Here is a 25,786-nt window from a genome sequence, read left to right on the forward strand (position 1 = left end):
TAGTTCAGTTTATTTATGAGTAACCTTTTAAAAATAAAAAAATTTTTTACGCTTGAAGAAGCCGCTGCTTATTTGTCTAACGCTCTTGAAGTGCCCGTTTCGCTGGCGACTCTTTATCAATTAATTTCTGATAGACAATTAACGCTTTCGGTTCGACTTATTAACCAAGCTTATGCTCTGAAAGGGCAAATCTTTGAGTGTGAAGATGGCGATTTGGTTGAGTTGAAAACTGAATTAACAACAGGCGAAGTATTAGAAACATCACATTTTGATTATGTTATTCATCATTGGTCATGCAACTATAGCTAACATAAAACTGCCCCTTTTCGTTTTATCCGTGCTACTGGTAACGAATTCTGCAAGCTTAAAGTTGACCAAATTTTAGTAATGCTACAGAGTAACTACTCTATCGGAAGCGATTCAGTTTCATCTTGTGCTGATATTGCACTGCGGTCTAACCATTTAAGGTATTGGATAAACTTTGTATATAAAGAATAAAAATGATGTTACCCAACACAAAGAGTTCAAAATTAGAAAGGGGCCTGATGGTGTCCATTTATTTAGCCGCCAAAATGGACTTAACATACTTCTAGATGATGAAATCCCACCTGAGTCCGATTGGACTCCTAGTCCTAGGCAGGTTTCTATCGCACTTACTAATGACTGTGACTTGAGGTGTGCGCATTGTTATGCGCCGAAGCATCGTTCAACTCTGGATAAAAGTAGAGTAAAAGGTTGGTTGCTTGAAATGGATAGTATGGGGGTGTTTGGTATCGGCTTTGGTGGAGGTGAGCCAACATTGCATGAAGACTTGGTTGAACTTTGCCAGTTTGGACAAGAAAAAACCAAGCTAGCAATTAGCTTTACAACGCATGGTCATGGTTTAACTCCTGAACTAATATCTCAGCTAAAAAGTCATGTGAACTTTATTAGAGTAAGTATGGATGGAACTTATAGTAATTATGAATCTATAAGGAAGAGACCATTTAAGCAGCTGTTAAGCAATTTAGAATTATTGAAAGGGCGTATCCCATTTGGGATAAATTACGTAGTTAACAGTAAAACTATTGACGACTTACCAAATGCCTTGGAACTGTGCAAGGAGCTAGGTGCTGATGAGTTTCTGATTTTACCAGAGGTACCAGTGGGGTTCGGTAAAAAAATCGATGATGTAACACTAAGTAAATTAAAAGAAATTGTCGACAGTCGAAGCTCAGCGACAAAAAGTATGAGAGTATCTATAAGCTCTGATTACAAAAATCAATTTGTCACTGCTATCGGTCTTCAGAAAGAGAGTGACCTGCAAGGCTTTGCGCATATAGATGCGTCAGGTGTTTTCAAGCTGAGTTCGTTTGACAAGAATGGCGTTCCTATAGGTGGTGGTTCTCTCACTAATGCTTATCGTCAGTTAACAAATACTATAAGGGTTGAATTCGAATGAAAATTTGGCAGGGCTACGGTGCGGAGCACTCTTTAAATCTAATAATCGTTGGTGAGTTCAAGGATGCAGAAAAGGCTGAAAATTTTGAGCAATTAGTATCAACGATTAGTTCTTTTCTATGCAGTGATGAATCGAATTTTGACGTGGATGCAGATAGATATGGTGATGAAGTGCTTAAGTTCCTTGGCAAGCAAAATCTGTTTTGTTTTTCTCCCCAACAATTAGCGCAATTTATGTATGACCAACGCCTCGAAAGAAAAGGTTCAAAGATAATCATATCTTCAGATGACGATCTGAATGCATTTATATCTTTACTGATTCATGAAGGAGCGAAGGTCGAATGCTTTTCAGCACACGACTATCCTGATTTAGTTAAACAAGAGGATTAAATAGTGCTTGATTGGGCTAAGTTTGAACATGTAGCTGGAGAGCATCCTAATGCGCATGCTTTTAGTTTTGAAAGCTTATGCAGAGGAATAGTCATTCGACAATTTCGAAATCATGGACCAATAAAAGAGTTAAAAAATCAACCAGGAGTGGAGTTCCATCTTGAGCTTGATTGTGATGACCCAAGATTGGGAACAAAAGGGTTAAAGGTTGGATGGCAATGCAAATGGTTCCAATATAAGAGTGACGGTGGCTTAACTAGTGTGGCAAAGAGCCAGATTGAACACTCGCTGGATACAACGAAAAAACATTTACCAGATTTAAATGTATGGATTCTTTGGACACACAAAACCTTAGCGAAGGCTGACCAAACTTGGTTCTATGATTTACAAACAAAATATGGCTTTACATTACATCTTTGGAATGAAAACGATTTAGAGTCTTATCTCTCAGGTCCAGCAACAGAGTTAAGGGCTAGTTATTTTGGAGAGCTGGCTTTAACACCAGATATGTTAAATGAACAGCATACGAATTCAGTGGCTCCGATTAGAAATCGTTGGATTCATGAAGTTCATCAATCTACAGACGTAGAGCGAGATATAAGAAGAGTCCTCGGTGAACCTAGCGCATGGTCTGATATATATGCTGCGAAAGTTAAACTAGACGGTTATTTGTCAACTATTTCTGAGTTAGCTAGGCATAAGGATTATGTAGATCTTTTGTCTGATCTAGAAGAGTTTATAGCCTTTTGTAAACAGGTTATATCTAGCTGTAAAGTCTTTGAGTCTACAGTGTCAGGCAGAGAAATAGGTAGAATTGCAAACTTTGCTCAATCTTCAGAGCAGACAAAAAACATAAGTCAGTTACTAAGGTTAACAAGAAGGCAGAACCTACCGCTTTCTCTTTATTTGACCAATGCGAATGCAGTCATCAAAGATATCAAAAAGCTGTTGTCAGAAGCTGTAGAACTGTTTTCTCATCAGCTAGTGGCTGTTATTGGTAAAGCTGGCAGAGGTAAAACACAATTAGCTGCTGAAGTTACAAGCCAAAATGATGACAGGCTAGCAGGAATACTTCTTCATGGAAAAAAACTTCGTAAGGGGGGAACGCTTGATTCTCTGGTTCAAAATATGTCCTTTGCCTCTAACGGAGTTAGATCGTTTGAATCGTTGCTTTCAGCTATAGACTCGGCGGGAGAAAGAAATCGTTGCCGAGTTCCAATAGTTATTGATGGATTAAATGAGGCTGAAGACCCAAGAGAATGGAAGAACTTATTGGCAAGCATTGAGACTATATTACCTCGATATCCAAATGTAGTTCTCGTCTGTACTTTGCGAGATGGTTATCAGTCTCGGAAACATGTCGGTGTTGTCAGATCTAATAGTTCATCAAGAGAAGGGTTTGCGCAGCAAGCGCTCCCCAATGATTGCTTTGAGTTACTATTAAAAGGGTTTAGTGACGAAGTAATTGTCCAAGCTATAGGTGCATACTTTAGATATTATAAGATTAGTGCTAATCTAATAGCGGCTCCGCAAAGTTTCTTCAGTCATCCTTTAAACTTGAAAATCTTTTGTGAAGTGATGAATCGCCCAAGGAAGACTTGTGTGGTGGTTCAAAGTTTTCCATCATCCATATACTCATTGTTTAAAGAGCAAGTCACACATATCGGACAAACTATCTCTGAAATGACTAACCTGTCTATCAGATACACAATTACTGAGGTAGAAAACGCAGTCTACTACTTAGGCGAAGCTCTGTGGGAGGCAAACGGTAGAGGTGTTTTAGAAAGAGACTTTTTGCGGAAGTATAATCCACAGTTGACAGATTGGGACAGTAATATTGTCAACTTGCTATCTCAAGAAGGTTTGATATTCAGAGATCTGGTTCGTCGTGGAGAATATCGCTTAAGCCCAGCGTATGATCGACTAGGTGGATACATTATAGCTTTCTATTTAATTGAGCACTATTGTCTAAATCGAGACGTATCGCTATTTAGTTCACAAGGTTTTTTAGAGAAAATTTTCGAAGATGTGACTTTACAGCATGAGCTGTCAGAGGACATCCTACATGCACTTGTCGCTATTGCACCGCAGTATAATCTGCCACACATTTGGCAAATAGTTCCTTCAACTTACAAAAACGAAGTTTTAAGTTTGTCGCATTTGATTGAACCTAATTTCATTTGTGATGAAACAGTATGCGAATTGAAAAGCTTAATACTTAATGAAGGGTTGAAACAAAAATACATTGAATCTTTAGGAGACGTACGATTCGCAATATCTCACCCTCTAAACGCAAAGTTTCTAAGTGATATATTGTTAGACATGTCTATGGTGGACAGAGATCTTTCATGGGGAGAGTACTTTCGAAGAAACCATGATGAATTGATAAAAGGCATTCGATTTAGGGCTGAGTGTTGGAAAAATAGAGAGTTTTCAGATCCAGAAATAGAAAAACTAAGGCTAATTACAACGATTTGGTTCCTTAACTCAGTCGTAACTGAGCTAAGAGATGTTTCAACTGAGGCTTTAGTCTACTATGGAATGCATAACACTAAGAGTTTCCTAGAAGTAGTCAAACCTATTCTAGCGGCTGATGATGAATATATATTAGAGCGGATAATCGCAGCATGTTACTCAATAGTCAGTATTTCTTTGGATAAATCTGAAAACTTAGGTGAGATAGAGGCGTTCAGCAAACACATAGTAGCTGTTTTTTTCAGCCATGATTCGAAGTACGCTACAACCAACATATTGGTTAGAGAATATGCCTCATGTCTAGTGAAGCGTGCGAGTTTGGAATCTCAAATTAATATTAGTGAATCAGAAGTTAAAGCAGCTACTGAACCTTTTGAACAAATGCCCAGAAGTGAATGGAATGAAGAAACAACTGATGGTATGAGCGGGCATTTATCTCCTCTTAAAATGGATTTTGAGAACTATACTATTGGTCGTTTGGTTAAAGATCGTAGCAATTACGACTATGAACATGAGGCTTATGCGAAAATTCGTAATCAGATACTATGGAAAGTATATGATTTGGGGTGGAGCGAGGACAAATTTGGCAACTTAGACAATCAAATTTCTTCGAGCGGTTATCACCGGAGACCCGAAACTGCAAAAGTAGAGCGCTATGGCAAAAAGTACTCTTGGATAGCGTACTACCAAATGGCAGGAAAACTACTCGATTCGGAACAGTTGGAGTTCTGGGGGGGAAGGTTTATAGAAGGAATTGACCCTTTCTTTCCTAGTAAAAGGTTAAAAATCTACCCTCTTAATGAAAAAATGTACTTAGGTGATGAAGGATTAACTACAGAAGAATGGATTAACTATTCGGAAGATCCGAATCTGGTTCATCTCAGCGATTGTGCAAGTTTTGAAAATGAAAATTTGATTTTGGTTGATGCATTTATAGTCGAGGAATCTAAGGAATTAAATCGTCATTTCTATGCTTCTGTAAACTCCTTTTTAGTTTTCGATGAGTCGTTGAAAGACTTTGATTTTGATAGCGAGGAATCTAGCAAATTGGAGTTCCCCGAAATCGCCAAATTATCTGACGTTTATTTGGGAGAGCTTTATAGCTCGTGGAGTAAAAGCCTTGAACCCCAAGTTATCAAGGAAGAAGATGGTGAAGAAGAAATAGAAGTTGAATCAAACGTGTTCTTTGATGGAAGTGCTTTTGTAAGAACATCTGGAACACATACAATGACTGTTCCTAAATATAAGGAGCATTCGCTTAAAGATTTTATCATCGAATATAGTTCGGAACATTCAAGTGGTAGTTTTTCTATGCCGATGCTAGCTGCTAGTTTTGTTAAAGAGCATGCGCTTAAGTTTGACTGTGAGCGGCTTTGTTACTTCAAAGACGGACAACAAATCTCAAAGTATATAGTTGAAGATCTAGACGGATACTCTAACTCTCGGAAAAGATTCTACTTGGAAAAAGAATTCTTAACTGCTGCTCTGAAATCTAGTGACTTAAGAATAATAACTCGGATTAAGGGTGAAAGAAGAGTTTCTGACGTCGGATATAATGGGGATTTTGCGTACAAAGATTTTGAAAGTATAGGCGTTCTGAGAGCTAATTATTGATTGGAAAGGAAATGCGCAACACATTCTCTCTGCTATTTTTAATGGATGAATAAGAATTGGCATTAAGATCGAGGTTTTGCTGTACCTCAGGTAATCCGTGAAATGCTAATTTAGCAAGGTCACTGACTCGTTTCTGTCCAGTTCCGAGTTACGATGCTTCACAGTACTATTGCTTCACAGTACTACTGCTTCAAAGTGTACCTAGTTAAAGCCACCAATATTGCTGGTGGCTTTGATATGAACACTGCCAGAGCTTTTTGAAATGAGCTCGTTTTCTATTTTTAGTGTTTTTTATTGTTCCCGTACCCCAAGCTGTACCCAGGGCGATTTTTGCTACAATTAAAGTTCTTTTAAACCCTTATTTGATGCGTTCTAGCAATACGCCCGCTTCCATATGATGGGTATAAGGGAATTGATCGAATAATGCTAATTTACTGATTTTATGTGTTTTTATCAGTGTTTCTAAATTTTGGCACAGTGTTTCTGGATTACAAGAAATGTATAAAATGTTAGGGTAAGTTTTAACCAACTCTACAGTTTTCTCATCTAAACCACTGCGAGGAGGATCAACAAAAATAGTTTCACATTGGTAATTTTTTAAATTAATCCCTTCTAAACGTTTAAATTCTCTTACACCATTCATTGCTTGCGTAAAATCTTCTGCGGACATACGAATAATTTTCACATTATCAATGTGATTCATTGCAATATTGTATTGTGCTGCATGAACAGACGGCTTTGCAATTTCTGTTGCGAGTACACGTTCAAAATTACGCGCTAGCGCTAATGAAAAATTGCCATTACCGCAATACAATTCAAGCAGATCACCTTTTGCATTCTCGGTTGCCATTAATGCCCATTCCAACATCTTAATATTGACCTGTGCATTAGGTTGCGTGAAGCTATTTTCAACTTGGCGATAAATCATCTCTTTGCCAGCAACCGGTAATACTTCATCAATAAAATCGTTATCGAGCATAATTTTTGTTTTATAAGCTCGACCAATTAATTGAACGTCAAAACCTTGAGCAATTAAAGATTGGCGTAATGCCATGGCTTCTTGTTGCCAGACTTCATCAATTTTCTTGTGATAAAGCAGGGAGACAATAATTTTATTACTCAACGTAGAAAGATAATCTATCTGAAACAGTTTCTTTCTGAGTGTTGGTTTATCTTTTATTTCTGCCAACAAGGCAATCATCATTTTATTAATAAGCTGGCTGGCAACCGGAAATTGGTCAACACGAATGCGCTGCTTAGTCTCTTGATCAAACATAATATGATAGAGAGAATCTTCTTCATGCCAGATACGGAATTCCGCACGCATACGATAATGCTGTTCTGGTGATGAAAAAACCTCTGCTTCAGGCGCATTAAAAGGAGCCATCATTGTTTGTAGACGTTGTGTTTTTTCATTCAGTTGAGACTGATATGTTTGCGTTGGTAATGAATTCTGCATGGTATCTCGCCTTTTTTTGGCAGTAATAAAGTTAAGCGAGCGAAATTGTAGAGATCCTCATGAAGATGTCCAGTATTCTTCATGTTCAATTTCTGGACTCAGTAGATTTGAAATCGTAGCATAGTTATTCGGTCTCCTAATAGGAGTGAAAAGGGAATCTGGTGCAAAGCCAGAACTGACGCGCAGCGGTAATAGGATCAAGGATAATAAAAGACACTACAAAGCACTTATATAAGTGCAGTGGGAAGTCATTATCTTAAAGACATAAATTTGTTTCTTTAACCTAAAGTCCGAAGACCTGCCGAAGACCTGTCGCATCTTAAATTAAATACGCGCTTTATTTAATTTTGGCGGCATCCTGCTACTTATTCTGTTGGATGCAGATTTTCATGAATAATAAAAAAGTTTTTTTCATTTCGAGTGTGGCTTTGAGTGTTATGGCGGGCAGCTTTAATGTATTTGCAAATAACAGTGATACGTTAAGCGTGACTGCAAATCGTTTTCAAGAGCCTAACTCTTCTATTTTAGCACCGATAACCGTTGTTGAACGTGAACAAATTGATCGTTGGCAAAGTAATAGTGTTATTGATGTATTACGTAGAATGCCGGGTATTGATGTGGGGCAAAACGGTGGAATAGGGCAGATGAGTTCTATTTATGTCCGTGGAGCTGAATCTCGTCATGTTCTTATTTTAGTGGATGGTGTGCGTTTAAATCAGGCTAATGTGTCTGGTAGTTCTGATATTAGCCAAATTCCCCTTTCTCTTGTTCAACGTATTGAATATATAAGAGGACCTCGTTCTTCTGTTTATGGTTCAGATGCGATTGGTGGCGTGATTAATATCCTCACAGAAAGAAAAACAGAGGGAGGAACACTTAATGCCACAATGGGTTCTCATGGTTATCAAGAATATGATGGCTCCGTAAAACAGAAAGTCGGGGATAGAACGACATTAACGGTAGCAGGCAGTTATCTCTATACCAAAGGTTATGATGTAGAAGCGAATGGAAATACGGGGGGATATCCACAACCTGATCGCGATGGCTTTATGAATAAGTCACTGTGGTTAGGGGCTAATCACGATATTAACGATAACGTTTCTTTATATGCACGCGCTTATGGTTTTGATAATCGCACCGCTTATGATGCTTATTATGACAGTTATAACGATACCTTAACGGATACCCGAGCATTATTTAGCCGTACCTATGATGGTGGTGTGAAATTTAATCGTGATAACTACTCTTCTTCTTTAAATACCAGCTATAACTACACCAAAGATTATGACTATGATCCTCGTTATGGTCGCTATGGTAAAGGAAGCCGTTTTACCAATTCTGAACAATATAATGTGCAGTGGGGTAATCACCTTTTATTAGGAAATGGCAGTATTGGTGGTGGTGTCGATTGGCAACGTCAATCTATTAAAGCTGGCTCTAGTGGATTTCCTAATAAAGAACACTTCGACAATACGGGTTTATATCTAACAGGACAGCAAAAGCTAGGTGAGATTATAGCTGAAGCTTCAGTGCGTTCTGATAAGCACTCCGAATATGGCTGGCATACGACTTGGCAAACTAACTTAGGTTGGGAATTTGTTGAAGGGTATCGTGTGATTGGTGGCTATGGTACGGCATTTAAAGCACCGACGTTAACTCAACTTTATAGTGAATGGGGAAGTAACCCCGATTTACAACCAGAAAAGAGCAAACAGTGGGAAGGGGGCTTTGAAGGATTGACAGGACCTTTAGCGTGGCGAGTCACTACGTATCGTAATGATATTGATTCGTTGATCCAAGGTGAGTCAAATTATCCATACCGTAATTACAATGTTGGTAAGGCATTAATTAAAGGCGTGGAATTTACGGGTGAAATGGATACGTGGATTTTTCATCACACCTTTAACCTTCAATATATAGATGCAAGAAATAAAGAAACGCATCAACGTCTTGATCGTCGTGCGCGTCAACAACTGAAATATCAGCTTGATTGGCAAGTTGAGAAACTCGATATGGGAGTGACTTACCAATATATCGGTCAACGAACAGATAAAGATTATGGGACTTATGAGAATGTTTCTTTAGGTGGTGTGAGTATTTGGGATTTAACTGCTTCATATCCTATTACATCACATCTCTCAATTCGTGGTAGAATAGCCAACCTGTTTGATAAAGATTATGAGACAGCTTATGGCTATCGCACGCCAGGACGTGAATACTTCCTTACAGGAAGCTACAACTTCTGATGCACAACTTACCGCTAACCCTACTGTATTGGTTTTTGATTCAGGGGTTGGCGGTTTATCTGTTTATCGTGAGATCCGTGAAAAATTACCGGATGCTCACTATATCTATGTTTTCGATAATGAAGCTTTTCCCTATGGTGAGAAATCACAAGAATTCATTATTGACCGTGTTGTTCAAATCGTTAGCGCGGTTGCTGAAAAGCATGATCTCGCCACTATTGTTATTGCTTGTAATACAGCAAGCACAGTGAGCCTCCCTGCTTTACGTGCCAAGTTTACTGATATTCCAATTGTGGGTGTTGTACCTGCTATTAAACCAGCCGCTAAATTAACCTGTAATGGTGTAGTTGGATTATTAGCAACAAGAGCCACAGTTAAACGTCCTTATACCCATGAACTTATTGAACGCTTTGCGACTGATTGCAAAGTTCACTCTTTAGGTTCGGCTGAGCTGGTGGAATTGGCTGAGAGAAAACTTCATGGTGAAGCGGTTTCTTTAGAAGAGCTTCGTAAAATTCTTGCACCTTGGTTAAAAATGAAAGAGCCACCAGATACTGTGGTATTAGGTTGTACTCATTTCCCTTTATTAGCCGATGAGCTTCTTTCTGTTTTACCTGATGGCACACGAATTATCGATTCTGGTGCTGCAATTGCACGAAGAACTGCGTGGTTGGTCGTAAATCAAGCGAAAATCAAAGGTTCAAATGAAATTAACTTCGCTTATTGCTTAAAAGAAGATGAGAATAGCGAATTACTAAAACCTGTTTTAGCGAGTTTTGGCTTTGAATCGCTCAGAAAACTGGCGCTTTAAGTGCAATTTGATTGAAAATTCAACGGTTAGTAAAAAAACTCAAAAAAAGTGTTGCCAGCTTCACAAAACTCCCTATAATGCGCCCTCGTTGTCACGGCAAACCACGCTAAGTGAGTTAGCCGAGAGAACGAAGAAAAAAGTGAAAAGCCTTGAAAATAAACGCTTGACACTGAATGAGGAAGATGTAGAATGCACCTCCTCGCAACAACGCAGAAGACCGGAAACGGCAGCGAATGTTGCACTGCTCTTTAACAAATTATCAGACAATCTGTGTGGGCACTCGCAGAGACGATATCTTCTAAAATATTAGATGTATCAAGTCTTGAAGAGTGAACAACAAAAGTAAATTCATTTATGAATAGCTAAGTTTTCGATTTCTTTGAGCATCAAACACTTTTAATTGAAGAGTTTGATCATGGCTCAGATTGAACGCTGGCGGCAGGCCTAACACATGCAAGTCGAGCGGTAACAGGAGAAAGCTTGCTTTCTTGCTGACGAGCGGCGGACGGGTGAGTAATGTATGGGGATCTGCCCGATAGAGGGGGATAACTACTGGAAACGGTAGCTAATACCGCATGACGTCTACGGACCAAAGCAGGGGCTCTTCGGACCTTGCGCTATCGGATGAACCCATATGGGATTAGCTAGTAGGTGAGGTAATGGCTCACCTAGGCGACGATCTCTAGCTGGTCTGAGAGGATGATCAGCCACACTGGGACTGAGACACGGCCCAGACTCCTACGGGAGGCAGCAGTGGGGAATATTGCACAATGGGCGCAAGCCTGATGCAGCCATGCCGCGTGTATGAAGAAGGCCTTAGGGTTGTAAAGTACTTTCAGCGGGGAGGAAGGTGATAAAGTTAATACCTTTATCAATTGACGTTACCCGCAGAAGAAGCACCGGCTAACTCCGTGCCAGCAGCCGCGGTAATACGGAGGGTGCAAGCGTTAATCGGAATTACTGGGCGTAAAGCGCACGCAGGCGGTCAATTAAGTCAGATGTGAAAGCCCCGAGCTTAACTTGGGAATTGCATCTGAAACTGGTTGGCTAGAGTCTTGTAGAGGGGGGTAGAATTCCACGTGTAGCGGTGAAATGCGTAGAGATGTGGAGGAATACCGGTGGCGAAGGCGGCCCCCTGGACAAAGACTGACGCTCAGGTGCGAAAGCGTGGGGAGCAAACAGGATTAGATACCCTGGTAGTCCACGCTGTAAACGATGTCGATTTAGAGGTTGTGGTCTTGAACCGTGGCTTCTGGAGCTAACGCGTTAAATCGACCGCCTGGGGAGTACGGCCGCAAGGTTAAAACTCAAATGAATTGACGGGGGCCCGCACAAGCGGTGGAGCATGTGGTTTAATTCGATGCAACGCGAAGAACCTTACCTACTCTTGACATCCAGAGAATCCTTTAGAGATAGAGGAGTGCCTTCGGGAACTCTGAGACAGGTGCTGCATGGCTGTCGTCAGCTCGTGTTGTGAAATGTTGGGTTAAGTCCCGCAACGAGCGCAACCCTTATCCTTTGTTGCCAGCGCGTAATGGCGGGAACTCAAAGGAGACTGCCGGTGATAAACCGGAGGAAGGTGGGGATGACGTCAAGTCATCATGGCCCTTACGAGTAGGGCTACACACGTGCTACAATGGCAGATACAAAGAGAAGCGACCTCGCGAGAGCAAGCGGAACTCATAAAGTCTGTCGTAGTCCGGATTGGAGTCTGCAACTCGACTCCATGAAGTCGGAATCGCTAGTAATCGTAGATCAGAATGCTACGGTGAATACGTTCCCGGGCCTTGTACACACCGCCCGTCACACCATGGGAGTGGGTTGCAAAAGAAGTAGGTAGCTTAACCTTCGGGAGGGCGCTTACCACTTTGTGATTCATGACTGGGGTGAAGTCGTAACAAGGTAACCGTAGGGGAACCTGCGGTTGGATCACCTCCTTACCTAAGAGATACGTGTTATGTGTAGTGCTCACACAGATTGTCTGATGAAGAACGAGCAAAAGCGCGTCTGCGAAGCTGACTGAAGTCCCCTTCGTCTAGAGGCCTAGGACACCGCCCTTTCACGGCGGTAACAGGGGTTCGAATCCCCTAGGGGACGCCAATTGCGCGGTATGAGTGAAAGGCGTACCACACTATAGTCTGATGAGAATCAGAGAATAGTTAAGATAATTCGTGTGAGTTATTTTACCTATTATGCTCTTTAACAATCTGGAACAAGCTGAAAAATTGAAAACAAATCAATATATCACCGAGGTATATTGATGAGTCTCTCAAAATCTCAAACTTTGAGTGTGTTTTTGACATCAAAGTGGGATGAGCGAGCAATTTACAGTTCGAGGCGGCCAGCGCACAGCAAGCGGAACATACTAAAGTATGTGAGCATTGCGAGCACTGCCCAACGATGAAATGTAATCTGCGCAGCCATCACCACCAAGAGAGTCATCGAAAAAGACACCTTCGGGTTGTGAGGTTAAGCGAATAAGCGTACACGGTGGATGCCTAGGCAATCAGAGGCGATGAAGGACGTGCTAATCTGCGATAAGCGTCGGTAAGGTGATATGAACCGTTATACCCGACGATTTCCGAATGGGGAAACCCAATATCCAATGGATATTATCATTAACTGAATACATAGGTTAATGAAGCGAACCGGGAGAACTGAAACATCTCAGTACCCCGAGGAAAAGAAATCAACCGAGATTCCCCTAGTAGCGGCGAGCGAACGGGGAACAGCCCAGAGTCTTAATCAACAGCAGCATCAGGAGAACGGTCTGGAAAGTCCGGCAGTAAAGGGTGATAGCCCCGTATCTGAAGATGCTGTTATTGTGAACTCGACGAGTAGGGCGGGACACGTGTTATCCTGTCTGAATATGGGGGGACCATCCTCCAAGGCTAAATACTCCTGATTGACCGATAGTGAACCAGTACCGTGAGGGAAAGGCGAAAAGAACCCCGGCGAGGGGAGTGAAAAAGAACCTGAAACCGTGTACGTACAAGCAGTAGGAGCCTCTTCGTGAGGTGACTGCGTACCTTTTGTATAATGGGTCAGCGACTTATATTCTGTAGCAAGGTTAACCGTATAGGGGAGCCGTAGGGAAACCGAGTCTTAACTGGGCGAATGAGTTGCAGGGTATAGACCCGAAACCCGGTGATCTATCCATGGGCAGGTTGAAGGTTGGGTAACACTAACTGGAGGACCGAACCGACTAATGTTGAAAAATTAGCGGATGACTTGTGGATGGGGGTGAAAGGCCAATCAAACCGGGAGATAGCTGGTTCTCCCCGAAAGCTATTTAGGTAGCGCCTCGTGAATTCATCTTCGGGGGTAGAGCACTGTTTCGACTAGGGGGTCATCCCGACTTACCAACTCGATGCAAACTGCGAATACCGAAGAATGTTATCACGGGAGACACACGGCGGGTGCTAACGTCCGTCGTGAAGAGGGAAACAACCCAGACCGCCAGCTAAGGTCCCAAAGTCATGGTTAAGTGGGAAACGAAGTGGGAAGGCTCAGACAGCCAGGATGTTGGCTTAGAAGCAGCCATCATTTAAAGAAAGCGTAATAGCTCACTGGTCGAGTCGGCCCGCGCGGAAGATGTAACGGGGCTAAACCATGCACCGAAGCTGCGGCAGCGACACTATGTGTTGTTGGGTAGGGGAGCGTTCTGTAAGCCTGCGAAGGTGTACTGTGAGGTATGCTGGAGGTATCAGAAGTGCGAATGCTGACATAAGTAACGATAATGCGGGTGAAAAACCCGCACGCCGGAAGACCAAGGGTTCCTGTCCAACGTTAATCGGGGCAGGGTGAGTCGACCCCTAAGGCGAGGCTGAAAAGCGTAGTCGATGGGAAACGGGTTAATATTCCCGTACTGGTGGTAACTGCGATGGGGGAACGGAGAAGGCTAGGTTGTCCGGGCGACGGTCGTCCCGGTTCAAGCATGTAGGCAGAGTGATTAGGCAAATCCGGTCACTTAATGCTGAGGTGTGATGACGAGCCACTAAGGTGGTGAAGCAATTGATGCCCTGCTTCCAGGAAAAGCCTCTAAGCTTCAGGTTACCAACAATCGTACCCCAAACCGACACAGGTGGTCAGGTAGAGAATACTCAGGCGCTTGAGAGAACTCGGGTGAAGGAACTAGGCAAAATGGTGCCGTAACTTCGGGAGAAGGCACGCTGGCGGTAAGTGAAGTCCCTTGCGGACGGAGCCGAAGCCAGTCGAAGATACCAGCTGGCTGCAACTGTTTATTAAAAACACAGCACTGTGCAAACACGAAAGTGGACGTATACGGTGTGACGCCTGCCCGGTGCTGGAAGGTTAATTGATGGGGTTATCCTTAGGGAGAAGCTCTTGATCGAAGCCCCAGTAAACGGCGGCCGTAACTATAACGGTCCTAAGGTAGCGAAATTCCTTGTCGGGTAAGTTCCGACCTGCACGAATGGCGTAATGATGGCCAGGCTGTCTCCACCCGAGACTCAGTGAAATTGAACTCGCTGTGAAGATGCAGTGTACCCGCGGCAAGACGGAAAGACCCCGTGAACCTTTACTATAGCTTGACACTGAACATTGAGCCTTGATGTGTAGGATAGGTGGGAGACTATGAAGTGTGGACGCCAGTCTGCATGGAGTCAACCTTGAAATACCACCCTTTAACGTTTGATGTTCTAACCTAGGCCCATAATCTGGGTCGGGGACCGTGTCTGGTGGGTAGTTTGACTGGGGCGGTCTCCTCCTAAAGAGTAACGGAGGAGCACGAAGGTTGGCTAAGCATGGTCGGACATCATGCGGTTAGTGCAAAGGCATAAGCCAGCTTGACTGTGAGAGTGACGGCTCGAGCAGGTACGAAAGTAGGTCTTAGTGATCCGGTGGTTCTGAATGGAAGGGCCATCGCTCAACGGATAAAAGGTACTCCGGGGATAACAGGCTGATACCGCCCAAGAGTTCATATCGACGGCGGTGTTTGGCACCTCGATGTCGGCTCATCACATCCTGGGGCTGAAGTAGGTCCCAAGGGTATGGCTGTTCGCCATTTAAAGTGGTACGCGAGCTGGGTTTAGAACGTCGTGAGACAGTTCGGTCCCTATCTGCCGTGGGCGTTGGAAGATTGAGAGGGGTTGCTCCTAGTACGAGAGGACCGGAGTGAACGCACCACTGGTGTTCGGGTTGTCATGCCAATGGCATTGCCCGGTAGCTAAGTGCGGAAGAGATAACCGCTGAAAGCATCTAAGCGGGAAACTTGCCTCGAGATGAGTCTTCCCTGTCACCTAGAGTGACCTAAAGGAACGTTTAAGACTAAGACGTTGATAGGCTGGGTGTGTAAGCGTAGCGATACGTTGAGCTAACCAGTACTAATGAACCGTGAGGCTTAACCTGACAACACCGAAGGTGTTTTGTCTGAGAGACGACAGTAGATGAAGTAAGCTTGTTTAAGATTGAAATTGCTGGTTACTGAGGAAGAAACAACAGTAACGGGTAATAAAACCGAATTTGCTTGGCGGCCATAGCGCAGCGGACCCACCTGAATCCATGCCGAACTCAGAAGTGAAACGTTGTAGCGCCGATGGTAGTGTGGGGTCTCCCCATGTGAGAGTAGGGAACTGCCAGGCATTAAAATTTAGGCTGTGTCAGCCGGTGACAATAAGCCACTAGTGCTGATATGGCTCAGTTGGTAGAGCACACCCTTGGTAAGGGTGAGGTCCCCAGTTCGAATCTGGGTATCAGCACCATAAAAAATTATTATAACTGCATAAACAGACAGTTATAAATACAGAATTTGCTTGGCGGCCATAGCGCAGCGGACCCACCTGAATCCATGCCGAACTCAGAAGTGAAACGTTGTAGCGCCGATGGTAGTGTGGGGTCTCCCCATGTGAGAGTAGGGAACTGCCAGGCATTAAATAAGACGAGAAAGCCAACCCACTGGGTTGGCTTTTTTGCGTTTGGGATTTTAAAAGATCATAAGACATCTGAAATGTAGATATAATATCTCCATACTAATCACCTGCCACTTTACTATCCTCAGCGATGCTAGGCTGTTAAACTAAGCCATCAGCTAAATGAGGTAGACTTTCATGAAAGAATCGGTTTCATTGCAAGCATTTAATACATTTGGTTTGAGAGCAAAAGCTCACCAAATAGAAACTGCAAATAATAAAGATGAGCTTTGTACATATTGGCAAAATGCCCATGAGCAGAAATTACCCACCCTTATTCTAGGTGGCGGTAGTAACGTACTGTTTACAGAAGATTTTAATGGTATTGTTATCCGCAATTGTATTGCTGGTATTGAAATTACTGAAAATGAGCAATATTGGTCTATTCATGTTGGTGCGGGCGAAAACTGGCATGCACTTATTGAATTTCTGTTAGAAAAGAACATCTATGGACTGGAAAATTTAGCACTGATCCCAGGAAATGTAGGTTCAGCCCCCATACAAAATATCGGTGCATATGGCAAAGAATTAAAAGATGTGTGTGCTTATGTTGATATTGTTGAGTTAAGTACGGGTCATGTTCATCGATTAACTAATAATGAATGTCAATTTGGTTACCGTGATAGTATTTTCAAACATCATTACCAGCAAGGCTTTGCTATTATTGCTGTTGGCTTACAGCTTAGCAAAAAATGGGAGCCTATTCTTACATATGGCGATTTGTCTAAATTACCATTAGAAACCGTAACGCCAAAAGATGTATTTGGATCTGTGTGCGCTATGAGAACGAGCAAACTACCCGATCCTACCATAACAGGTAATGCTGGTAGCTTTTTCAAGAACCCAATTGTTGATACTCGTATTGCACAACATTTAAAAGCAGAATACCCCTTCTGTCCTCAATATGTTCAACAAGATGGTGTAAAACTTGCTGCAGGTTGGTTGATTGATCAATGTGGTCTTAAAGGCCATCAGATTGGTGGTGCTGCTGTTCATATGAAGCAAGCACTTGTTCTCATCAATAAAGACGGTCTAGCCACGGGCAAAGACATTGTTAATTTAGCTGCATATATACGCCAAAAAGTCTTTGAGCGCTTCGGTGTACAATTAGAGCCAGAAGTTCGCTTTATGGGGCAATATGGCGAAATTAATGCAGTGGATGCTATATCATGAAAGAAACACCAACTCCCTTATTATTAATAGAGCTTCTTGCTGACGGAAATATCCATTCAGGGGAACAACTAGGCGAAAGCTTAGGAATGACACGCGCAGGCATTAATAAACATATTCAGACATTGCGCAGCTGGGGTATTGATGTGCAAACTGTCGCGGGAAAAGGCTATCAACTAGATGCTCCTATGAATTTGTTAAATGCGGATAGTGTAAACAAGAACATCAATGGTGAACCTGCTAGCGTTATTCCGGTTATCGATTCTACAAACCAATACTTAATCCAACGTATTAGCGAATTAAAATCGGGTGATGTCTGTATTGCTGAATATCAGTCTGCTGGGCGAGGTAGAAGAGGGCGTCAATGGGTTTCGCCTTTTGGTCGAAATTTATATTTGAGTATGTATTGGAAACTCGATCAAGGACCTGCCGCTGCAATAGGGCTGAGTTTGGTTGTTGGCGTTATTATGGCTGAAGTATTGCAAAAACTTGGCGCAGATGGCGTTAAAGTTAAATGGCCTAACGATCTCTATTTAAATGATAAAAAGCTTTCAGGTATTCTTGTGGAGCTAACAGGAAAAACAGGTGATGTTGCTCATATTGTCACAGGTATTGGTATTAATATCGCAATGAGTAAAAATCAAAATGAAGCGATTAATCAGCAATGGATTAATTTAGAGCAAGTTGGTATTAAAATTGATAGAAATGAACTTGCTTGTGAAATTACAAATGCATTAAGAGAAGCATTTGTTCAATTTGAAAAACAAGGATTATCTATATTTATCGAGCGTTGGAAACGTTTAGATAACTTTATGGATCGTCGGGTGAAGCTGATTATTGGTGAAAAAGAGATCTTTGGTATTGCCAAAGGTATTAATGATCAAGGCGCTCTACTTTTAGAACAGGATGGAAAAATCATACCTTATATAGGTGGTGAAATTTCACTGAGAAGTGCATCGTAATGTCTTAAATTGCATCGAACATCTAAAAATAAAAAGCTTTCCTAAATGGGAAAGCTTTTTATTTATCGATACTATTTTTTAATAACTAAAACATAATAATATATAGATAACACGGTAAGAATTGTTTAGAGTTATTTACGTAATCTAACATTAGTGATCGTATGATTTTGCCCTTTGGTTAGTATAAGACTCGCTCTTTCTTTCGTAGGCAGAATGTTTTGTTTCAAATTCAAACCATTAATTTCTTGCCAAATTGAAGAGGCTATTTCAATAGACGCTTCTTTGCTTAGTTTAGAGTAATTATTAAAATACGATTCAGGATCAGTAAACGCACCTTCTCTAAATTTTAAAAAGCGACTGATATACCAGTGTTTTAGTAATTCTTCTTCAGCATCAACATAAATAGAAAAATCGACATAATCTGATACGAAAACATTATGTGGATCATGAGGATAATCCTGATTACTTTGTAATACATTCAATCCTTCAAGGATTAAAATATCAGGTTGTTCAATAACCTGTTTTTTATCTGGAATGATGTCATACACTAAATGAGAATAGACAGGGGCTGTGACTTGTTTCTTGCCTGATTTTATATCAGAAACGAAAGAGACAAGACTATGCATATCATAGGATTCAGGAAATCCTTTCTTTTTCATTATTCCGCGTTTCTTTAATTCTGCATTAGGTAAAAGAAAACCGTCAGTAGTAATTAAATCAACTTTACGATGTTCTGGCCAACGGGTTAAAAGTGCTTGTAGTAAACGAGCTGTGGTACTTTTGCCAACAGCAACACTACCCGCTATACCAATAATGTAGGGGATTTTGGCGCTTCTTGTTCCAAGAAACTGCTCTAAGACGGCTTGACGACGTAAGTTAGAACTTATGTAAAAATTGAGCAATCTTGAAAGAGGAAGATAAATCTCAATGACATCATCAATAGAAATTTCTTCGTTAATTCCTTTTAAATCAGCAATCTCTTTTTCGGTTAGCGTTAAAGGAACGGAATCTCTTAACGTTGCCCAGTGCTTTCTGTCAAATTCTAAATAAGGGGTTATAAAGCGTTCTTTGTTATTCATAAGCCAACATCTGCCTAATATTCGCAGGTTGGACAGGCTGTTTAAAACACCCGTATCCGATAAAAAATAAACAGCATCATAACGAGTGATGACTCTTAGGCGTAGATATTTTTTAAATTTTTTCTACTTTTTTTGACACGAACTGAATAAATCTGTAAAAAAAGTACAAAAAATAGTCATAAAAATATTTTTTTAGCGTAGACTAATAAGGGCGCAATCAATCTTTTTTCTAAAAATTTATTGATGGTTAATAAATTTAGGGCTGGATAGATAAATTAGCTTGCTAATCTATCATGAATTTTTGTTGGCATTTTGGTCGTTTTTTTCCTAAAAAATCAACAATTCAATCAAAAATGAACAAAATCTAAGCAAAAGAACAAATATCGCAATTTTTTTGTTGCATCATGATGAAAGTCCTCCTAGAATGCGCACCACTTAGCCGGCATAGCTCAGTTGGTAGAGCAACTGACTTGTAATCAGTAGGTCCCGAGTTCGACTCTTGGTGCCGGCACCATTAAAAATTAGGTTTGGTGGGATACCCAAGCGGCCAAAGGGAGCAGACTGTAAATCTGCCGTCACAGACTTCGAAGGTTCGAATCCTTCTCCCACCACCATTAATTCCTAACTTAAGTGTTTTAAATTGGTAAACACTTAAGTAGAATACAAAGCTGATTTTAAGTCAGGTAGCCGAGTTCTGCGGGCATCGTATAATGGCTATTACCTCAGCCTTCCAAGCTGATGATGCGGGTTCGATTCCCGCTGCCCGCTCCAGATGTGCTGATATAGCTCAGTTGGTAGAGCGCACCCTTGGTAAGGGTGAGGTCGGCAGTTCGAATCTGCCTATCAGCACCACTCCTTCATGTTCTTGCCTCCCTGATTAAAATCTTAACAAGCACTAGCAAATCGCTAATTTACTTACTGCTTGGTTGATGTGGTGTAACCACCGATTCCGTGTCTTAGAGGGACAATTTAAATGTCTAAAGAAAAATTTGAACGTTCAAAACCGCACGTTAACGTTGGTACTATCGGCCACGTTGACCACGGTAAAACAACTCTGACTGCTGCAATCACTACAGTTTTAGCTAAAACTTACGGTGGTTCTGCTCGTGCATTCGATCAAATCGATAACGCACCAGAAGAAAAAGCACGTGGTATCACCATCTCTACTTCACACGTAGAATATGACACACCAACCCGCCACTACGCACACGTAGACTGCCCAGGTCACGCCGACTATGTTAAAAACATGATCACTGGTGCTGCGCAAATGGACGGTGCTATTCTGGTTGTTGCTGCAACTGATGGTCCTATGCCACAAACTCGTGAGCACATCCTGTTAGGTCGTCAGGTTGGTGTTCCTTACATCATCGTATTCCTGAACAAATGTGACATGGTTGATGATGAAGAGCTGTTAGAATTAGTAGAAATGGAAGTTCGTGAACTTCTGTCTCAATACGATTTCCCAGGTGATGACACTCCAGTTATCCGTGGTTCAGCGCTGAAAGCACTGGAAGGCGAAGCAGAGTGGGAAGCAAAAATTGTTGAATTAGCAGAAGCACTGGATTCTTATATCCCAGAACCAGAGCGTGCAATTGACAAACCATTCCTGTTACCAATCGAAGACGTATTCTCAATCTCAGGTCGTGGTACAGTAGTAACAGGTCGTGTTGAGCGTGGTGTTGTTAAAGTTGGTGAAGAAGTTGAAATCGTTGGTATCAAACCAACAGTTAAAACAACTTGTACTGGCGTTGAAATGTTCCGTAAATTACTTGACGAAGGTCGTGCAGGTGAGAACGTTGGTGTTCTTCTGCGTGGTACTAAACGTGAAGAAATCGAACGTGGACAAGTACTGGCAAAACCAGGTTCAATCAAGCCACATACTAAATTCGAATCAGAAGTATATATTCTGAGCAAAGATGAAGGTGGTCGTCACACTCCATTCTTCAAAGGCTACCGTCCACAGTTCTACTTCCGTACAACTGACGTAACTGGTACTATCGAATTACCAGAAGGCGTAGAAATGGTAATGCCAGGTGACAACATCAACATGATCGTTGAACTGATTCACCCAATCGCGATGGACGACGGTTTACGTTTCGCTATCCGTGAAGGTGGCCGTACAGTAGGTGCGGGCGTTGTTGCTAAAGTATTAGGTTAATTCCTGATAGATTTATGCATGAAGAGGGCATCGTTAGATGCCCTTTTTTGTATCTGTTTTTTGTATCTGAAGATTAGCTATTTTAAATTACAATTAAGTATTAATATTTTTCCTTGCTTCATCATTTTCATCTTTTGCGATATAAGTAAGTATACTTAAGTCAAATAAATAGAAATTGAAATCATAATAATTATCATTTACTATCTTGTTCGTGAGAAGTTAATGAGGTTGTTATTATGTACGTATGTCTTTGCCACGGTGTGAGTGATAAAAAAATTATCTCGACTGTCCGTAACCATCAAATTCACACTATTAATGAATTACGCAAAATCTTACCCGTTGGAAGTTGTTGTGGTAAATGTGTACGTCAAACTCGTCAACTGATCGAAAATGAGCAATCTGCTCTTTACCCTCAAATTTCTGAAGTTGCATAACAAATTTTAAATTTCCTTTCTCTCCTCTTTGTATAAAAGGTCTACACTGAAAAGACTGGAAGCAAAGGAGCATAAAAATGAAAGGTGATAAAAAAATGATAGCCCACCTTAATAAATTATTAGGTGGTGAACTTGTTGCAATTAATCAGTATTTCCTGCATGCCCGAATGTTCAAAAATTGGGGACTTACGCGCCTCAATGAAATGGAATACCATGAATCCATCGATGAGATGAAACACGCTGATAAATATATCGAGCGTATTTTGTTCCTTGAAGGTATTCCAAACTTACAAGATTTAGGCAAACTACATATCGGAGAAGATGTTGAAGAGATGCTACGTTCTGATCTGGAACTGGAATTAGGCGGTGCCAAAGATTTACGTGAAGCTATTGCTTATGCAGATTCAATTCATGACTATGTCAGCCGTGATTTGATGCTAGAAATTCTAACCGATGAAGAAGGGCATATTGATTGGATTGAAACCCAGCTTGAACTTATCGAACGAATGGGACTTCAAAACTATCTGCAAGCACAAATTATTGAAGAATAATTTATCTTCTTTAGTGAGTTGTTAGACGGCTTTTAAAGCAAAGGTGATGACGGTTGCCTTTGCTTTTTTTATTTTCAAAAAGATAAAATGAATTTTTATCGCTGATTTTTTATTCTTGGCTTGATTTCATCACTCAGGCAAGTATAATGCGCAGGCTCACTGATTTAGTGAGGCTGATTTATCAGCTAATGCAGATTTTATATTGCATTAATATAATACTCCCAATTGGGGAGTTATATGCAGAACGATTACACTCTCTCATCAATCGAAATGGGTACGAGTAGTGATCATTTACGTTTATAAAAAATAGTTGGAGCTCTGGTCTCATGCAGAACCAAAGAATCCGTATCCGCCTGAAAGCTTTTGATCATCGTCTGATTGATCAATCAACTGCGGAAATCGTAGAGACTGCTAAGCGCACTGGTGCGCAAGTTCGTGGTCCAATCCCACTGCCGACTCGCAAAGAGCGTTTCACAGTGTTGATTTCTCCGCACGTTAATAAAGATGCGCGTGATCAGTATGAAATTCGCACTCACAAACGTCTGGTTGACATCGTTGAGCCAACCGAGAAAACCGTTGATGCTCTGATGCGTCTGGATCTGGCTGCCGGCGTAGACGTGCAGATCAGCCTAGGTTAATCAGGTCATCAAGCGATTGAGAGGTTGAAACAATGATTGGTTTAGTCGGTAAAAAAGTAGGAATGACTCGTATCTTCACTGAAGATGGCGTTTCAATCCCTGTAACCGTTATCGAAATTGAAAACAACCGTGTTACTCAGGTCAGAGATCTGGAGAAAGACGGTTATCGTGCCATTCAGGTGACTACTGGTAGCAAAAAAGCTAACCGTGTACTGAAACCTGAAGCAGGTCATTTTGCTAAAGCTGGTGTTGAAGCTGGCCGCTTACTACGTGAATTCCGTCTGAATGAAGGCGAAGAATACACTGTAGGTCAAAGCATTAGCGTAGAAATTTTCGCTGACGTTAAAAAAGTCGACGTTACTGGAACATCTAAAGGTAAAGGTTTTGCCGGTACTGTAAAGCGCTGGAACTTCCGTACTCAAGATGCTACCCACGGTAACTCCTTGTCTCACCGTGTTCCGGGTTCTATCGGTCAGAACCAGACTCCGGGTAAGGTGTTCAAAGGCAAGAAAATGGCAGGTCAACTGGGTAACGAACAAGTTACCGTTCAGAGCCTGGAAGTAGTACGTGTTGACGCTGAGCGCAACCTGCTGCTGGTCAAAGGTGCTGTTCCAGGTGCAACTGGCAGTGACCTGATCGTTAAACCAGCTGTCAAGGCGTAACGTCGAGGAGATAGGAATGGAATTGGTAATGAAAGACGCGCAAGGCGCGCTGACTGTTTCCGAAACTACCTTCGGGCGTGACTTTAACGAAGCGCTTGTGCATCAAGTAGTCGTTGCATACGCTGCTGGTGCTCGTCAAGGTACTCGTGCTCAGAAAACCCGTGCTGAAGTTTCTGGTTCAGGCAAAAAGCCTTGGAGACAGAAAGGTACAGGTCGTGCACGTTCAGGTTCAATCAAGAGCCCAATTTGGCGCTCTGGTGGTGTTAGCTTCGCAGCTAAACCACAGGACCACAGTCAAAAAGTAAACAAAAAGATGTACCGTGGTGCTCTGAAGAGCATTCTGTCTGAACTGGTACGTCAAGATCGTCTGATCGTCGTAGAGAAGTTCTCTGTTGAAGCTCCTAAAACTAAACTTTTAGCGCAGAAACTGAAAGATATGGCACTGGAAGATGTTCTGATCATCACTGCTGATGTAGATGAGAATCTGTATTTAGCAGCACGTAACTTATATAAAGTTGACGTACGTGATGCAGCAACAATCGACCCTGTTAGCTTAATCGCCTTCGACAAAGTCGTCATGACTGCTGACGCTGTGAAGCAAGTTGAGGAGATGCTGGCATGATCCGTGAAGAACGTCTGCTGAAAGTACTGCGCGCGCCGCATGTATCTGAAAAAGCTTCTATCGCGATGGAAAAATCAAACACCATCGTTCTCAAAGTTGCTAAAGACGCGACCAAAGCAGAGATTAAAGCAGCTGTACAAAAACTGTTTGAAGTCGAAGTTGAAAGTGTTAACACTCTGCTGATGAAAGGCAAAGTGAAACGTCACGGTCAGCGTATTGGTCGTCGTAGCGACTGGAAAAAAGCTTACGTCACCCTGAAGGAAGGCCAGAATCTGGACTTCGTCGGCGGCGCTGAGTAAGTCGGAGGAGTAAAGAACAATGGCAATTGTTAAATGTAAACCTACGTCTCCGGGCCGTCGCCACGTAGTTAAAGTGGTAAACCCTGAGCTGCATAAAGGGAAACCTTATGCGCCATTGCTGGAAAAAAACAGCAAGTCCGGTGGTCGTAACAACAATGGTCGTATCACTACCCGTCATATCGGTGGTGGTCACAAACAGGCTTACCGTATTGTTGACTTTAAACGCAACAAAGATGGTATCCCTGCGACAGTAGAACGTCTGGAATATGATCCAAACCGTTCAGCTAACATCGCTTTAGTGCTGTATGCTGATGGTGAACGTCGCTACATTCTGGCTCCAAAAGGCCTGAAAGCGGGTGATAAAGTTCAGTCTGGCGTTGATGCTGCTATCAAAGCGGGTAACACCTTACCAATGCGTAATATCCCGGTTGGTTCTACAGTTCATAACGTAGAAATGAAACCAGGTAAAGGTGGTCAGTTAGCTCGTTCAGCTGGTACTTACGTTCAGATCGTTGCTCGTGATGGTGCTTATGTCACTATTCGTCTGCGTTCTGGTGAAATGCGTAAAGTTCCTTCTGATTGCCGTGCAACTATCGGTGAAGTTGGCAACTCTGAGCACATGTTACGCGTTCTGGGTAAAGCTGGTGCAAGTCGCTGGCGTGGTATTCGTCCTACCGTCCGCGGTACTGCGATGAACCCAGTCGATCACCCACATGGTGGTGGTGAAGGTCGTAACTTTGGTAAACACCCAGTAACACCTTGGGGCGTTCAAACCAAAGGTAAGAAGACTCGTAAAAACAAACGCACTGAACATTTCATCGTTCATCGTCGTACTAAGAAATAATT

The 25,786-nt window shown here is 42.0% G+C and carries 18 protein-coding genes, 6 tRNA genes, 4 rRNA genes and 1 riboswitch; of the genes, 26 read left to right on the forward strand and 2 right to left on the reverse strand.

What is annotated here, in order from left to right; genetic code table 11:
* Nucleotides 1-15 precede the first annotated feature (15 nt).
* From QQS39_RS00720 to QQS39_RS00735, 4 genes are all read left to right on the forward strand, one after another.
* Nucleotides 16-309 carry a hypothetical protein gene (locus tag QQS39_RS00720; RefSeq protein ID WP_285805225.1) on the forward strand — a complete coding sequence of 98 codons (294 nt, stop codon included), beginning with the start codon at nucleotides 16-18 and terminating at the stop codon, nucleotides 307-309.
* Nucleotides 310-481: 172 nt separating this feature from the next.
* Nucleotides 482-1,441: a radical SAM protein gene (locus QQS39_RS00725; RefSeq protein ID WP_285805226.1), complete on the forward strand. Its 960-nt coding sequence runs from the start codon at nucleotides 482-484 to the stop codon at nucleotides 1,439-1,441.
* Nucleotides 1,438-1,830 (forward strand): DUF6375 family protein, encoded by a 393-nt coding sequence (locus QQS39_RS00730; RefSeq protein WP_285805227.1) that lies wholly within the window; start codon nucleotides 1,438-1,440, stop codon nucleotides 1,828-1,830. Before QQS39_RS00725 ends, QQS39_RS00730 begins: the two co-directional genes overlap by 4 nt.
* Nucleotides 1,831-1,833: 3 nt before the next feature.
* Nucleotides 1,834-5,919 carry an NACHT domain-containing protein gene (locus tag QQS39_RS00735; protein ID WP_285805228.1) on the forward strand — a complete coding sequence of 1,362 codons (4,086 nt, stop codon included), beginning with the start codon at nucleotides 1,834-1,836 and terminating at the stop codon, nucleotides 5,917-5,919.
* A gap of 358 nt (nucleotides 5,920-6,277) precedes the next feature.
* Here the strand turns inward: QQS39_RS00735 and trmA are convergent, their stop codons facing one another.
* Nucleotides 6,278-7,378 (reverse strand): tRNA (uridine(54)-C5)-methyltransferase TrmA, encoded by a 1,101-nt coding sequence (gene trmA, locus QQS39_RS00740; protein WP_285805229.1) that lies wholly within the window; start codon nucleotides 7,376-7,378, stop codon nucleotides 6,278-6,280.
* Nucleotides 7,379-7,490: 112 nt separating this feature from the next.
* A riboswitch (cobalamin riboswitch) is annotated at nucleotides 7,491-7,698 on the forward strand.
* Between the two features lie 69 nt (nucleotides 7,699-7,767).
* Here trmA and btuB point away from each other — a divergent pair.
* The 10 genes from btuB to birA all read left to right on the forward strand — a co-directional run bounded on the left by btuB (nucleotide 7,768) and on the right by birA (nucleotide 18,497).
* On the forward strand, nucleotides 7,768-9,624 hold the full coding sequence (gene btuB, locus QQS39_RS00745; protein ID WP_151436620.1) for a TonB-dependent vitamin B12 receptor BtuB: 1,857 nt from the start codon (nucleotides 7,768-7,770) through the stop codon (nucleotides 9,622-9,624).
* Complete coding sequence (gene murI, locus QQS39_RS00750) at nucleotides 9,569-10,435, forward strand: glutamate racemase (protein WP_151436621.1); 867 nt, start codon at nucleotides 9,569-9,571, stop codon at nucleotides 10,433-10,435. The genes btuB and murI overlap by 56 nt, the downstream gene beginning before the upstream one ends.
* A gap of 397 nt (nucleotides 10,436-10,832) precedes the next feature.
* Nucleotides 10,833-12,375: ribosomal RNA gene (locus QQS39_RS00755) — 16S ribosomal RNA — on the forward strand.
* Between the two features lie 84 nt (nucleotides 12,376-12,459).
* Nucleotides 12,460-12,535 (forward strand) — tRNA-Glu (locus QQS39_RS00760).
* Nucleotides 12,536-12,902: 367 nt separating this feature from the next.
* A 23S ribosomal RNA gene (locus tag QQS39_RS00765) occupies nucleotides 12,903-15,805 on the forward strand.
* Between the two features lie 117 nt (nucleotides 15,806-15,922).
* Nucleotides 15,923-16,038: ribosomal RNA gene (rrf, locus tag QQS39_RS00770) — 5S ribosomal RNA — on the forward strand.
* Between the two features lie 44 nt (nucleotides 16,039-16,082).
* A tRNA-Thr gene (locus QQS39_RS00775) sits at nucleotides 16,083-16,158 on the forward strand.
* 50 nt (nucleotides 16,159-16,208) lie between these two features.
* Nucleotides 16,209-16,324: ribosomal RNA gene (rrf, locus tag QQS39_RS00780) — 5S ribosomal RNA — on the forward strand.
* The 16S, 23S and 5S rRNA genes sit together here with 2 tRNA genes alongside, the layout of an rRNA operon.
* Nucleotides 16,325-16,503: 179 nt before the next feature.
* Nucleotides 16,504-17,538 (forward strand): UDP-N-acetylmuramate dehydrogenase, encoded by a 1,035-nt coding sequence (gene murB, locus QQS39_RS00785; protein WP_285805230.1) that lies wholly within the window; start codon nucleotides 16,504-16,506, stop codon nucleotides 17,536-17,538.
* Nucleotides 17,535-18,497 carry a bifunctional biotin--[acetyl-CoA-carboxylase] ligase/biotin operon repressor BirA gene (gene birA, locus QQS39_RS00790; RefSeq protein ID WP_285805231.1) on the forward strand — a complete coding sequence of 321 codons (963 nt, stop codon included), beginning with the start codon at nucleotides 17,535-17,537 and terminating at the stop codon, nucleotides 18,495-18,497. Before murB ends, birA begins: the two co-directional genes overlap by 4 nt.
* Before the next feature lie 131 nt (nucleotides 18,498-18,628).
* Here the strand turns inward: birA and coaA are convergent, their stop codons facing one another.
* Entirely contained in the window at nucleotides 18,629-19,576 is a 948-nt protein-coding gene (gene coaA / locus QQS39_RS00795) for a type I pantothenate kinase (RefSeq protein WP_196736872.1), read from the reverse strand.
* A 438-nt stretch (nucleotides 19,577-20,014) separates the two neighbouring features.
* On the opposite strand from coaA, the gene QQS39_RS00800 reads away from it, so the two are divergent.
* From QQS39_RS00800 to rplB, 12 genes are all read left to right on the forward strand, one after another.
* A tRNA-Thr gene (locus QQS39_RS00800) sits at nucleotides 20,015-20,090 on the forward strand.
* Between the two features lie 15 nt (nucleotides 20,091-20,105).
* Nucleotides 20,106-20,190 (forward strand) — tRNA-Tyr (locus QQS39_RS00805).
* 82 nt (nucleotides 20,191-20,272) lie between these two features.
* Nucleotides 20,273-20,347, forward strand: a tRNA-Gly gene (locus tag QQS39_RS00810).
* 5 nt (nucleotides 20,348-20,352) lie between these two features.
* Nucleotides 20,353-20,428 (forward strand) — tRNA-Thr (locus QQS39_RS00815).
* A gap of 121 nt (nucleotides 20,429-20,549) precedes the next feature.
* The gene (gene tuf / locus QQS39_RS00820) at nucleotides 20,550-21,734 is read left to right on the forward strand and encodes an elongation factor Tu (protein ID WP_151436284.1); all 1,185 of its coding nucleotides are present in this window, start codon (nucleotides 20,550-20,552) and stop codon (nucleotides 21,732-21,734) included.
* Nucleotides 21,735-21,970: 236 nt separating this feature from the next.
* A complete protein-coding gene (gene bfd, locus QQS39_RS00825; protein WP_151436625.1) occupies nucleotides 21,971-22,168 on the forward strand; it encodes a bacterioferritin-associated ferredoxin in 198 nt (65 codons plus the stop codon).
* 77 nt (nucleotides 22,169-22,245) lie between these two features.
* Nucleotides 22,246-22,719, forward strand: coding sequence for a bacterioferritin (bfr, locus tag QQS39_RS00830; protein WP_151436626.1), 474 nt, complete (start codon nucleotides 22,246-22,248; stop codon nucleotides 22,717-22,719).
* Nucleotides 22,720-23,045: 326 nt separating this feature from the next.
* Nucleotides 23,046-23,357 carry a 30S ribosomal protein S10 gene (gene rpsJ / locus QQS39_RS00835; RefSeq protein WP_001181005.1) on the forward strand — a complete coding sequence of 104 codons (312 nt, stop codon included), beginning with the start codon at nucleotides 23,046-23,048 and terminating at the stop codon, nucleotides 23,355-23,357.
* Nucleotides 23,358-23,389: 32 nt separating this feature from the next.
* The gene (gene rplC / locus QQS39_RS00840) at nucleotides 23,390-24,019 is read left to right on the forward strand and encodes a 50S ribosomal protein L3 (RefSeq protein WP_023583465.1); all 630 of its coding nucleotides are present in this window, start codon (nucleotides 23,390-23,392) and stop codon (nucleotides 24,017-24,019) included.
* Nucleotides 24,020-24,035: 16 nt separating this feature from the next.
* Nucleotides 24,036-24,641, forward strand: a complete 606-nt coding sequence (gene rplD / locus QQS39_RS00845) for a 50S ribosomal protein L4 (RefSeq protein WP_023583466.1) — start codon at nucleotides 24,036-24,038, stop codon at nucleotides 24,639-24,641.
* Nucleotides 24,638-24,940: a 50S ribosomal protein L23 gene (gene rplW, locus QQS39_RS00850; protein WP_004246962.1), complete on the forward strand. Its 303-nt coding sequence runs from the start codon at nucleotides 24,638-24,640 to the stop codon at nucleotides 24,938-24,940. Before rplD ends, rplW begins: the two co-directional genes overlap by 4 nt.
* A 19-nt stretch (nucleotides 24,941-24,959) precedes the next feature.
* On the forward strand, nucleotides 24,960-25,784 hold the full coding sequence (gene rplB, locus QQS39_RS00855) for a 50S ribosomal protein L2 (RefSeq protein ID WP_006535497.1): 825 nt from the start codon (nucleotides 24,960-24,962) through the stop codon (nucleotides 25,782-25,784).
* Nucleotides 25,785-25,786 lie beyond the last annotated feature (2 nt).

It is taken from the genome of Proteus appendicitidis (genome assembly GCF_030271835.1).
GTDB lineage: Bacteria > Pseudomonadota > Gammaproteobacteria > Enterobacterales > Enterobacteriaceae > Proteus > Proteus appendicitidis.